The sequence below is a fragment of the Herbaspirillum sp. FG34 genome (assembly GCF_057809315.1).
This window is the reverse complement of the sequence record NZ_JBMDJS010000022.1, coordinates 38,376-50,484: the sequence shown is the minus strand read 5'-3', so window position 1 is coordinate 50,484 and position 12,109 is coordinate 38,376. Positions and strand designations below refer to the sequence as shown.

General features: G+C 64.3%; 11 protein-coding genes. 4 read left to right on the top strand and 7 right to left on the bottom strand.

The features are described 5' to 3' along the window. Nucleotides 1-9: 9 nt before the first annotated feature. Entirely contained in the window at nt 10-615 is a 606-nt protein-coding gene (locus tag ACODSZ_RS20940; protein ID WP_008326395.1) for a MotA/TolQ/ExbB proton channel family protein, read from the bottom strand. A gap of 173 nt (nt 616-788) precedes the next feature. Here ACODSZ_RS20940 and xseA point away from each other — a divergent pair, with 173 nt between their 5' ends. From xseA to ACODSZ_RS20925, 3 genes are all read left to right on the top strand, one after another. Continuing rightward, nucleotides 789-2,195 (top strand): exodeoxyribonuclease VII large subunit, encoded by a 1,407-nt coding sequence (gene xseA, locus ACODSZ_RS20935; protein WP_488928471.1) that lies wholly within the window; start codon nt 789-791, stop codon nt 2,193-2,195. A 337-nt stretch (nt 2,196-2,532) separates the two neighbouring features. Then, nucleotides 2,533-3,111, top strand: a complete 579-nt coding sequence (gene sodB, locus ACODSZ_RS20930; RefSeq protein WP_175344665.1) for a superoxide dismutase [Fe] — start codon at nt 2,533-2,535, stop codon at nt 3,109-3,111. A 138-nt stretch (nt 3,112-3,249) separates the two neighbouring features. Further along, complete coding sequence (locus ACODSZ_RS20925; RefSeq protein ID WP_008326374.1) at nt 3,250-3,636, top strand: OsmC family protein; 387 nt, start codon at nt 3,250-3,252, stop codon at nt 3,634-3,636. On the opposite strand, the gene ACODSZ_RS20920 is transcribed toward ACODSZ_RS20925, so the two are convergent. After that, the gene (locus tag ACODSZ_RS20920) at nt 3,618-4,541 is read right to left on the bottom strand and encodes a DedA family protein/thiosulfate sulfurtransferase GlpE (protein WP_175344678.1); all 924 of its coding nucleotides are present in this window, start codon (nt 4,539-4,541) and stop codon (nt 3,618-3,620) included. The two genes, ACODSZ_RS20925 and ACODSZ_RS20920, sit on opposite strands and share 19 nt — an antisense overlap. A gap of 125 nt (nt 4,542-4,666) precedes the next feature. Here ACODSZ_RS20920 and ACODSZ_RS20915 point away from each other — a divergent pair, with 125 nt between their 5' ends. Then, complete coding sequence (locus ACODSZ_RS20915; protein WP_488928470.1) at nt 4,667-4,927, top strand: hypothetical protein; 261 nt, start codon at nt 4,667-4,669, stop codon at nt 4,925-4,927. Between the two features lie 93 nt (nt 4,928-5,020). Here the strand turns inward: ACODSZ_RS20915 and ACODSZ_RS20910 are convergent, their stop codons facing one another. The 5 genes from ACODSZ_RS20910 to ACODSZ_RS20890 all read right to left on the bottom strand — a co-directional run bounded on the left by ACODSZ_RS20910 (nt 5,021) and on the right by ACODSZ_RS20890 (nt 12,097). Continuing rightward, on the bottom strand, nt 5,021-6,376 hold the full coding sequence (locus ACODSZ_RS20910; protein ID WP_008326370.1) for an MFS transporter: 1,356 nt from the start codon (nt 6,374-6,376) through the stop codon (nt 5,021-5,023). Nucleotides 6,377-6,489: 113 nt separating this feature from the next. Further along, nucleotides 6,490-7,869 carry a glucarate dehydratase gene (gene gudD / locus ACODSZ_RS20905; RefSeq protein ID WP_488928469.1) on the bottom strand — a complete coding sequence of 460 codons (1,380 nt, stop codon included), beginning with the start codon at nt 7,867-7,869 and terminating at the stop codon, nt 6,490-6,492. A 169-nt stretch (nt 7,870-8,038) separates the two neighbouring features. Then, nucleotides 8,039-9,109 carry a LacI family DNA-binding transcriptional regulator gene (locus ACODSZ_RS20900; RefSeq protein ID WP_488928468.1) on the bottom strand — a complete coding sequence of 357 codons (1,071 nt, stop codon included), beginning with the start codon at nt 9,107-9,109 and terminating at the stop codon, nt 8,039-8,041. Nucleotides 9,110-9,212: 103 nt separating this feature from the next. Continuing rightward, nucleotides 9,213-10,598 carry a S1C family serine protease gene (locus ACODSZ_RS20895; RefSeq protein WP_237713508.1) on the bottom strand — a complete coding sequence of 462 codons (1,386 nt, stop codon included), beginning with the start codon at nt 10,596-10,598 and terminating at the stop codon, nt 9,213-9,215. Nucleotides 10,599-10,801: 203 nt separating this feature from the next. Continuing rightward, nucleotides 10,802-12,097, bottom strand: coding sequence for an MFS transporter (locus ACODSZ_RS20890; RefSeq protein ID WP_175344660.1), 1,296 nt, complete (start codon nt 12,095-12,097; stop codon nt 10,802-10,804). Nucleotides 12,098-12,109: the final 12 nt, after the last annotated feature.

The following is a 12,109-nucleotide window of genomic DNA, read 5'->3' as shown; positions in this document are numbered from 1 at the left end:
CCTGCGCAATCAGCGGCGCACGTCGTGGACGATGTCCACGAACTTGACCGCCTGCTGCTCCATGTCCACCACGAAGCCGTCGACCTGCGCGCGGAAATGGCGATAGAACACCAGCGCCGGCATGGCAATGGCCAGCCCGAACCCGGTGTTGTAGAGCGCAATGGAAATGCCATGCGCCAGCTGCGCCGGATTGGTCCCGACGGCGTTCTGCGAGGCGAAGATCTCGATCATCCCGACCACCGTACCGAACAGGCCCATCAACGGCGCCAGCGAGGCGATCGTGCCCAGTGTGGTGAGGAAGCGTTCCAGCCGATGCGCGGCGGCCTGACCGGCTTCCTCGATGGCTTCCTTCATCACTTCGCGCGGGGCATCGACATTGCGCAGGCCCGCAGCCAGTACCTGGCCCAGCGGGGAATTCTGTTCCAGCTTGTCGATCACGTCCTCATTGACCCGCCCGCTCTGGTAGACCCGGACCACTTCGCCCAGCAGGTCCGGCGGCAGGATACGGGTGCGGCGCAGGTAGACCAGTCTTTCGATGACCAGCGCCAGGCCGATGATGGAAGCGATCAGCAAGGGCCAGATCGGCCAGCCGGCGGCGAGGATGATGGCGAGCAAAACGTACTCCTAATGAAATGCGGATGAGCGGTGAATCCGGGGCAGGCGGCGACGCTGTCGCGACACAGCCGTTTCTGCGGTGCAGAATGTAGCCGGTTGTGTGCGGCTCGGCAAGCGCAGCCGGCTTGGCTTTACAATGCGGCATTGTATCGCCCCTGGAGTCTCTGCGTCCCATGCCTGCCGACAAGTTCCCGCCCTTCCCCACCGCCCGCCCCCGTTCCGACACCTTGCCGGCGACCGGCGCCACCGAGGGCGGCCCGCCCATGCTCACCGTCTCGGCCCTGAATCAGGCGGTGGCACGCATGCTGGAGCGCAATTTCCCGCTGATCTGGGTCAAGGGCGAGATTTCCAATTTCACCCGCGCCGCCTCCGGCCACTGGTATTTCAACCTCAAGGATGACGGCGCCCAGGTGCGCGCGGTGATGTTCAAAGGCCGCGCGCAATACGCCGGTTTCATGCCGCGCGAGGGCGACAAGGTCGAGGTGCGCACGCTGGTGACGCTGTACGCCCCGCGCGGCGATTACCAGCTCAACGTGGAAGCCATCCGTCGCTCGGGGGTCGGCGATCTTTACGCCGCCTTCGTACAGCTCAAGGAAAGGCTGGAACGCGAGGGGCTCTTCGACCGTGAGCGCAAACGCGCCCTGCCGGGCTTCCCGCGTCGCATCGGCATCGTCACCAGCCCCCAGGCGGCGGCCCTGCGCGACGTACTGACCACCCTGCGCCGCCGCGCGCCGCATGTGGAAGTGGTGCTCTACCCCACGCCCGTGCAGGGCGAAGGCGCGGCCCAACGCATCGCCAACGCCATCCAGAGCGCCTCCGAGCGTGGCGAATGCGAAGTCCTGCTGGTCTGCCGGGGCGGGGGCAGCATCGAGGACCTGTGGTCCTTCAATGAAGAGGTGGTGGCGCGGGCCATCGTGGCGGCGCGCATGCCGGTGATTTCCGGCGTGGGGCACGAAACCGATTTCACCATTGCCGACTTCGCCGCCGACCTGCGCGCACCCACTCCCACCGCCGCCGCCGAGCTGGCCGCCACCGCCCGCGAGGACTGGCTGGCCGAGCTGCGCAGCCATGCCAACGACCTGACCCGGGCGCTGCGCAGAAGCCTGACCGAAAAAACGCAGACCGTGGATTGGCTCTCACGCCGCCTGGTCAACCCGGGTGCGTATATACAGCACGAACGCGTCAAGCTGGCCGCGCTGCAAACCCGGCTCGCCCACGCTACGCGCGTGCCGCTGACCCGCATGCGCCATCACCTGCAGCAACTGGCTACCCATCTGTCGCACCAGATGCCCGACACCGCCCACGCCCGCCGCGACCTGCTGGACCTGACGCGACGCCTGCAAGGGGCCCAGGCCGCCCGGCAGTTGCGCCAGCGGCAGGCGCTGGCGGGCCTGACCACGCAACTCGAACTACTGAATCCGCAACGCACGCTGGAACGAGGCTACGCCATCGTCAGCGATCGCCACGGACGTGTCTTGCACGCCCCGGCCGAGCTGGCCGCACGCAGCGAGGTCACCATCCGCCTGGCTGAAGGCAGCGCCGAGGTCGGCATTGCCAGCGTGCAGCCGCGGCTGGATTGAGGTGATCCGGTTGCCCTGCTTGACAGCTGTGGCAGACTTTTTTGGCATAAGCATGTTCCGGTGAAATACAGGCCAGACTGCCGTATTACGCCCGTTGCGGTCGGATGCGGATGTGCAGATGAGCTGGAACGTCTTGCGGGGACTGGCATCTATGAAGTTCCTTGCACCGGCGACCGGCTCCTGCCATTGGGAACCATTCGCATTGCCGCACTGGAGGCCGATGCCCGCCTGACGCGCGCAAGATTTGACCGAGTGCAAAGAATTGTCTTCCGCTTTAGAATCTCAGGTTCGGAAAAGACCCCTTCGTAGCAAACCAACAAGACTGAAAGGATTCATCATGGCACATACCCTTCCGGCACTGCCTTACGATCTGGACGCGCTGGCGCCCACGATTTCCAAGGAAACCCTGGAATATCACTATGGCAAGCACCATCAGACCTATGTGACCAACCTGAACAACCTGATCCCGGGTACCGAATTCGAAAACCTGTCCCTGGAAGAGATCATCAAGAAATCTTCCGGCGGCATCTTCAACAACGCTGCCCAGGTGTGGAACCACACCTTCTACTGGAACGGCCTGACCCCGAAGGGCCAAGGCGCTCCGAGCGGCGCGCTGGCTGACGCCATCAACGCCAAGTGGGGTTCTTTCGACGCCTTCAAGGCCGAGTTCACCAAGCAGGGCCTGGGCAACTTCGGTTCCGGCTGGACCTGGCTGGTCAAGAAGGCTGACGGCACCCTGGACATCGTCAACACCACCGGCGCCGGCACCCCGCTGACCACCGACAGCAAGCCGCTGTTGACCGTGGACGTGTGGGAACACGCCTACTACATCGACTACCGCAATGCACGCGCCAAGTACGTCGAAAACTACTGGGGCATCATCAACTGGGACTTCGTGGCCAAGAACTTCGCTTGATCCACAGGCTTCCGGGCAAGAAAAAACCACGTGCAAGCGTGGTTTTTTTTCGCCCGCAGCACGGCAGGAAAATACAAGATCGCACGGCCCGCCTGTGCCACAATCGTCCATCCCCACCTTCACCCCACGGAGACCCTCATGGCCCACGTCACCCTGCACAATGCCGCCGGCTACGCCCAGGACATCAAGGCGCGCATCCACCAGCTCAAGTCCGATGAACCCGAAAGCAATGGCGGCAAGGACACCGGCCCGGCCCCGTATGAATTGCTGCTGGCCGCACTGGCCTCCTGCACCTCGCTGACGCTACGCATGTATGCCGACCGCAAGGGCTGGGACCTGGGCAGCATTTCGGTGGATGCCCACTTCGGGCGAGACGACAGCGGATTGGAAACCATCACCCGCAAGATCAGCTTCGGCAATACGCTCACTCAAGAGCAGTTGACCCGCCTGGCCGAGATCTGCGAAAAGACCCCGGTCACCAAGACCATCCGCCAGGGCACCGCGATTCAGACGTCGATGGCGTAGCCCGCCGCGCGCCAGGCATCGATGCCGCCGGTCAGCGGACGCACCCGCGTATAGCCGCGCCGCATCAACTGGCGCGCTACCATGGCCGCCGAGGCTTCATTGGGACAGGCGCAATAGACCACCACCTCGCCCTCGACAGGGCCATCGAAGACGAAGGTCTGGATCTCCTGGTTGGAGATCGTCAGCGCCCCCGGAATGCGACCATCCTGCTGCGACATCGGCGAGCGCACATCGATGATGGTGGGCGCATTGCCCTCTTCGAGCAGGGTATTCAACTCATCGACCGAGATGCGCGCCATCTCCAGCGACTTGCGAAAACGCCGACGCTGCCACCAACGGTTGGCCACGAAGGCAGCCAGCGCCACGGCAATCATGAGCATGCCGTAGTGGCCCAACTCGGCCAGCACGTTGAGCAGATCATCCACCGCCGAGCTGAACAGCGACCCGAGAAAAATCCCCAGTCCTGCCCACAGGGCACTCCCTGCCGCATCCCACAATACGAAGCTGAGGCGGCGCGTACCCATGGTGCCGGAAAGCGCGCTGGCGATCGAGGCGAATCCCGGAATGAACTTGGCCACCAGCAACGAACGCGCGCCCCAGCGCAGGTAGATCGATTCGGTCTGGCGCACGCAGGAATCCGGCGAGAGCGAAATACGGCACAGCTGCGTCATGATCCGGCGGCCATAACGGCGCCCGGCCAGATACCAGCAGTAGTCGGCGATCAGTGCCGCGCTCACCGCCAGCAGCAGCAACAGCGCCGGCGAATAGCGGCCAGTGGCCGAGAGCGCGCCGGTGATGATCAGCGTGGGGTATGCCGGCACCGGCGCGCCCAACTGCTCGACCAGCACGTTGACGAAAACGAGGATCAGACCGTATTGCTCGATCAGGTGATAGAGGGTGTCCATGGCCATGCTGCCTTGATGTCCCGCCACCGGGGAGGCGGCGACTGTTCCGCCGTGATGGCGGATTGCAGGGTGCCATTATAGTTTTGCCGGGTCCGGTATGCTCGCCGCAGACCGAAGCAGACCAATTGTTCATCGTAATTTATGGAGAATTCCCGCCGCAAAATCCAGAACACGACCTCATCCGCGACCATCTCAACCCCGGCCAAAGCGTTCGATTCTACACGCCCATGTTCCCCGGCGAAGATTTCTGGGTCATTGTCAGCACGCCTTTTGTCAACGACGAAGGCGTAGAAATTGGCCCGCCCTTCAGCCGGGTGGATGTCTATATCGATGCACAAGCCCATTTCCGGGTTGAAAAGCATCCCGACTTGCTGGACAGGTTCTGATCTGTATATACAAAGATGCCCCGGCCTCTGGCTACCACCAGAGACACGGGGCAAACGAGGAAAGACCTCGGAGAAACCAATACTGTGAAGCGCTCAGGCCGCGCGCTTGGCCACCGCCTCGCCCTGTGCCTGAACCGCATCACCGCCATCCTGCGCCGAAGGCCGCGTACGGGCCAGGAACACCAGCACCGCCGCCACCAGCGAGGCTGCCGACAAGGCATACAGACCGCCCTCGATGGAACCGGTCTTCTGCTCCAGATAGCCGAAGGTCGCCGGCGCGAAGAAGCCACCCAGGTTGCCCAGCGAATTGACCAGTGCCAGCACCGCCGCTGCAATGCGGGCATCCAGGTAGGCTTGCGGAATCGGCCAGAACAGCGACGAGGCTGCCTTGAACCCGAGGGCGGCGAAACACACTGCCGCGAAGCCGATCACCGGACCGGTCGAGGCCGAGATGGCCATGCCGACGGCCGAAATCACCAATGCCGTGGCCACCCACATCTGCGGCTTCTTGTGCCGCGCCGCCAGCACCGCGAAGAGATACATCGCTCCAATGGCCACGATCCATGGGATCGTGTTGAACAGGCCCACCTGGAAATCATTGAAGTGCCCCATCTTCTTGATGATGGTCGGCAACCAGAAGGTCGCACCGTAAATGGTGAGCTGGATGGCGAAATAGATCAGGCAGAACAACACGATCTGCGGATCGCGCAGCAGTGTCAGCGCCGACACATGCGCCGGACGATTGGCCGCGCGTTGCTCCTGCTCGGCCGCGATGACCGTAGCCAGTGCCTCGCGTTGCTCCGCAGAGAGCCACTTCGCATCGCGCGGACTCGAGTCCAGCACCAGCCACACCACCACGCAGAACACCATCGATGCCGCACCTTCAATGATGAACATCCACTGCCAGCCATGCAGGCCGCCGCCCTCGATGAGCAACAGCGCGCCGGTGATCGGGCCGGAGAGGATGGAGGCAATCGCCGAGCCCGACAGGAAGATGGCCATCGCCCGGCCGCGCTCATGGTTGGGCAGCCATTGCGTGAAGTAATACACCACACCCGGGAAGAATCCGGCCTCGGCCACTCCCAGCAGGAAGCGCATGACATAGAAACTGGTCTCGCTCTGCACGAAGGCCATGCAGGCCGCCACCAGGCCCCAGGTGAACATGATGCGCGTCAACCAGGCGCGGGCGCCATAGCGTTGCAGCAGCATGTTGGAAGGGACTTCAAAGATCGCATAGCCGACGAAGAACAAGCCTGCCCCCAGCCCGAAGGCGGCGGCACCGATCCCCAGGTCGGTGGAGAGATGACTGCGCACGAAACCAATGTTGACGCGGTCGATGTAGTTGATGATGAACATGGCCACGAACAGCGGCAGGATGCGCCACTTGATCTTGCTCACCGCCGAGGTGAGCGCCAGGTTGCCGGCGGGGGATGACTGGGATGGATTCACGGGTTGTCTCCTCTGTTGAGCCCGTACTGACGGTGGATGAAAGAAAATTCAGGCCGCCGGCGCTTGCAGCGCGCTCTTGTCGCGGCCCTGCTGAAAAACCGGAAGTTTCGTGCTCAACGCACCAGGCAAGGTTTCTTGGGATCGAACTTCCAGCCCGGGATGAGGTACTGCATGGCCACCGCGTCATCGCGCGCGCCCAGCCCCATGTTGCGATAGGTCTGGTGCGCCGCTTCCACCTGCGCCATGTCCAGCTCCACGCCCAGGCCCGGCTTGCGCGGCACCTGCACCTTGCCCCCGATGATCTTCAGCGGTTCACGCGTGAGGTGCTGGCCGTCCTGCCAGATCCAGTGAGTATCGATGGCCGTGATCTTGCCGGGCGCCGCGGCCGCAACGTGCGTAAACATGGCCAGCGAAATGTCGAAGTGATTGTTCGAATGCGAACCCCAGGTCAGGCCCCACTCATGGCACATCTGCGCCACGCGCACCGAGCCCTGCAGGGTCCAGAAATGCGGATCGGCCAGCGGGATGTCCACCGATTGCAGCGAGATCGCATGACCCATCTGGCGCCAGTCGGTCGCCACCATGTTGGTCGCGGTCTGCAAGCCGGTGGCACGGCGGAATTCAGCCATCACTTCGCGGCCCGAATAACCGTCCTCGGCGCCGCAGGGATCTTCCGCGTAGGCCAGCACATCGTGCTGATCCCGACACAGGCGGATCGCATCCTTGAGCAGCCAGCCACCGTTGGGGTCCAGTGTGATGCGCGCCTTGGGGAAGCGCTCGGCCAGGGCCGTGACGGCAGCGATCTCGTCCTCGCCGCGCATGACGCCGCCCTTGAGCTTGAAGTCATTGAAACCATAGCGGGCATAGGCCGCCTCGGCCAGGCGCACCACGGCCTGCGGCGTGAGTGCGGCTTCATGGCGCAGACGCAGCCAGTCGTCGTCGGCCTCGGGCGCAGCCAGGTAAGGCAGATCGGTCTTGTTGCGGTCGCCCACGTAGAAGAGATAGCCCAGCATCTCCACCTCGTCACGCTGCTGGCCTTCGCCCAGCAGGGCCGCCACCGGTACGTCAAGGAACTTGCCCAGCAGATCCAGCAAGGCGGCCTCCAGCGCGGTCACCGCGTGGATGGCGATGCGCAGGTCAAAGGTCTGCAGGCCGCGCCCGCCCACATCGCGGTCCGCAAATGCGGTACGTGCACGGTTGAGGATGCCCTGTACGTTACCGATGGACTGGCCCACCACCAGTGCGCGTGCATCCTCCAGTGTCTGGCGGATGCCCTCCCCGCCCGGCACTTCGCCCACGCCAGTGTTGCCCGCACTATCGGTGAGGATGACGATGTTGCGCGTGAAATACGGACCGTGCGCCCCGGACAGGTTCAACAGCATGCTGTCATGCCCGGCCACCGGGATGACGCGCATGGCGGTCACGCGCGGCGCCCCCTTGTGCAGGTCCGGCGAAGACATCGAGGACGTTACGGAAGCAGAAGTCTGAGTCATGAGAAGCGTTCTCCCTTGCGGAAAAGATAGGACGTGATTTGGTAGCGGTACCAAATTCGAATGAAAGAATGGTAGCGGTACCAAATTGAGATGTCAATGAGGATTTTCTGTTGCCTCAAGGCATCATTAAAATCTCGGCAGGGCGAGGATGAAAGGCAGAGGGGGAAACTCAGGCGCTGTCGCGCGCAATGATGGAGAAGCCGACATCGACGATGCGTTCATTGACCTCGATGCCCGAGGCGCGGTCGATGATGAAGCGTGCTGCCCGCTGGCCGATGCCGGTGCCATCGATGCGCACGGTGGTCAGGCGCGGCTGCAGGTCGCGGGAGAATTCGAGATCGCCGAACCCGACCACGGCCAGTTGTCCGGGGATGGAAATCGCGCGGCTCTGCGCCTCGATCATCACCCCCAGGGCCAGCAGGTCGGAACTGCAGAAGATGGCATCCAGGTCGGGCCGTGCCTGCAGCAGTTCGGCCAGGCCCTGGCGTCCCTGGCCCAGTGTGGTGGGCGCAGTGACGTGATACATCGGCACGCAGGCCCTGCCCTGCTGCATGCCCAGCGCCGCGCATTCGTCGGCAAAGGCATTCATGCGCCGCTGGCTGCGTTCATCGCGTCCGCCCACCACGGCCACCTTGTGGCGACCACGCGCATGCAGGTAGCGCGCCACCTCCCGGCCGATGGCCTCGTGCGAGAAGCCCACCAGCATGTCGATGGGCGTGGGGGTCAGGTCCCAGGTCTCCACCACCGGAATGCCGCTGGCCAGCAGACGTTTGCGCGCCTCGGCCGAACGCATGATGCCGGTGAGCACCACGCCATCGGGACGACGACCGATGATGGCTTCGAGCAGTGCATCTTCGCGCGAGTTTTCGTAACCGCTCTGGCCCAGCATGACCTGGTAACCGGCCGCCGCCAGGGCTTCGGTGAGGGTGTGGACGATTTCCTGGAACACCGGTCCGATGACGGTGGGCACTACCACCGCCACCAGGCGGCTCTTGTTGGAGGCCAGTCCACCGGCCAGCAGGTTGGGGACGTAGCCGGTCTTCTCGACCGCCTCGCGCACCTTCTGCAAGACCTTGGGCGAGACCGCCGCCGGTGTGTTCAACGCCCGCGAGGCGGTGATCGGTGCCACCCCGGCCAGCTGCGCCACGTCGCGCAGGGTGATGCCGCCGGCACTCTTGCGCGGACCACGACGGCGCGGTTCGGTGCTGTCGTCGTCGCGCGCGCTGCGGTTCGCATCCATGGAGGAATCGGGGGGGAAGGTACTATGTTCGGGCATGGGCGGCATTTTAGCATCGCCGCTGGTAGCGATACCAACAGCCACCGGTGCGCCGGACTGCACCGGATCAAGGCTTGCGCGGCTCCGGGTTCCGCAATTGCAGTTGCAGGCGCTCGATGGCGCTGCCCACCGGGATGAAGAAATTCATCCCGGCCATTCCCTTGGCGCCGAGCCCGGCCACGGTAATGCCGATCACCTGGCCCGACTTGTCCAGCAGGGGCCCGCCACTGCTGCCTGGCAGGATCGCCACGTCGCTCTGCAGGAACTCCAGGTCGCGCACCTTGCGCACACCACTGAGGATGCCGCGCGTGAGCGTGGCATTGAACGCATCTCCCAGCGGGGAACCCAGCGCATAGACGTCTTCGCCGATGCCCGGCTCGCCGGTGCGCAGTGGCATCGGTCGTACCCCCGGCGCTTCGGTCTTGAGCAGCGCGATGTCACGCGCTGCATCCACCCGCACGACCTCGGCCAGCAGTTCGCGTCCGCTCGGCAGGCGTACCCGCACGGCGCGCGCCTGGCCGATCACGTGCTGGTTGGTCAGCAACCAGCCGGAACTGCCGATGTAGAAGCCGGTTCCGGAACCCCGCTCAGCAAACACCGTCACCACGGCCGAACGCAGATCGGGCATCAGCCTGGCGATCTCGGTCCCGCCGGGTTCGGTCGGCTGGTTGTCGATCGGCAGCGCACTGCCCGGCGGCAAGGCGACGGGGGCACGCGTGGCCTCACCACTGGCGCGGCCGTTGGCGGCGGCGGCCACGCTGTCATAGGGGGACTGCAAGGCCAGGGCGAAGCGGGGATCGGCCAGCAGGTTGCGCACCGCCACGCCAAAGGCTTCCATCGGAATCGGCGGCGCGGTGCCATCGAGGCTGCGCTCGCGTGAGCGGAACACTCCTTCAGTGGTGGCGCGATAGATCACCTTGCGCTGCTCGGGTGCGAACACCTGCCATTCCAGCCGGATATAGGCCTCGCCCGTCCAGCTGTCGCCGCCCTTGGCGCAGAGATTGGTCTGCAATTGCGTGATGATCACGCCCACCTGCAGGTTGAAATCAGCCGGGCGCGCACGCTCGCCGGCGGCATCGTCGCCTTTCTCCTCGAACAGCGGTTCGACCGGTGCCGTCGGCACCGGATAGCCATGCTGCTGCAACTCGTTGCGAAAGCGCTGGAACAGCGCATTGGCCGGCAACATGACATCGGCACTGCCCTGGTTCCAGACGATCTCGTTCTTGCGGCTACAGAACAAGCCGCCCTGCAGCTCACCGATGACCTCGCGGCCCTGACTGCCCTGATCGAAACGACGCTGGGCGCGCGCCAAAAAGGCCGGGCGCGCACTGGCTTGCGCAGGCAGCAGCAGCGGAGTCTTGTTGTCCACGGCGGGCATGAGCGCCTGGGTGGCTTGCGCGCCTGGCACCACGCCGAACGCGCAGGCCAGCAGCGCAAGCTTGACGGGCAGCATGGCGCAAGGGTGCTGCCGGGATTGCCGGAGTGTCTTGTTCATCATCGAGCGAGCAATAGGAGGCCAGCACCGCTGCTGGCCGATGAGCGATTCTCGCATGCCCCCGGATGTCTCCGCGATTGCACCAAATGCCCGATATGTGAAAAAAAAGGTCATCTCCCACAAGAAAGATGACCTTCTCCAAAAGAGGCAGGTGAAATAATTTACGCGCTGGCCGTTTGCGGCTGCGCCCCCTGATGGCCCTTGATGCGCAAAACCAGCACGGCCCCGATGAGGCAGGCCACGCCCATCATGATCGACGACAACGTGTAGTTGCCCAGCGTGGCGCGCAGATAGCCGGCGATGGTAGTGGCGGTGGCGGCCCCCAGCTGGTGCCCGGCCACGATCCAGCCGAACACGATGGGCGCGGCCAGGCGACCGAAGACATCATTGGCCAGGCGCACCGTGGGCGGCACCGTGGCGATCCAGTCCAGGCCGTAGAAGATGGCGAAGATGGTCAACCCGTAATACTGCAGGCCGAAGGCGTACGGCAGGAAGATCAGCGCCAGGCCGCGCAGGCCGTAGTACCAGAACAGCAGCACGCGCGGGTTGTAGCGATCCGAGAGCCAGCCCGAGAGCGTGGTGCCGACCAGGTCCAGCATGCCCATGGCGGCCAGGATGGAGGCGCCCCTGACTTCATTGATGCCGTAGTCATTGCACATGGCGATGAACTGGGTGCCGATGTAGCCATTGGTCGAGAGCCCGCAGACGAAGAAGCTCATGAACAGCAGCCAGAAATCGGGCATGCGCACCGAACTGCGCAGTGCATCCAGGGCGATGGCCAGGGGATTGCGCCTGGAACGGCCATCGTCCGCAGTGTCGCTGGTCTGGCCGACCATTTTCTGGCCGATGGCAGCCGGATTTTCCGGCAGCAGCAACCACACCAGCGGAATGGCCAGCAGTGCCACCGCCGAGACCAGGAAAGCCACCGAGCGCCAGCCATAGCTGCCCACCATGGAGGCCATCAGCGGCAGGAACACCATCTGCCCGGTGGCGGCACTGGCGGTCAGCAAGCCCATGGCCAGGCCGCGCCGGGTTTCGAACCAGCGACTGACGATGGTGGCGCCCAGGGTATTGGCGGCCACGCCGGTACCGGCACCGACCAGCAAGCCCCAGGACAGCAGCATGTGCCAGGGCATGTGCATGAGGGTGGACAAGGCGGTCCCGCTGGCCAGCAGGACCAGCGCCCCCAGCACCACACGGCGGATGCCGAAGCGCTGCATCGCCGCTGCCGAGAACGGACCGATGAGACCGTAGAGCGCGATGTTGACCGAGATCACCACCGAGATGGTGGAGCGATTCCAGCCGAATTCCTGCTCCAGCGGCAGGATCATCACCGAGGGCGTGGCGCGGATGCCGGCCGAACACAGCAGCACGAGGAAAATCACGCCCACCACTACCCAGGCATAGTGGAAGCGGGGCGCGACGGCGTTGGCCAGCGTTTGGGTCAGTTTGTTCATGGCGATCCAGTC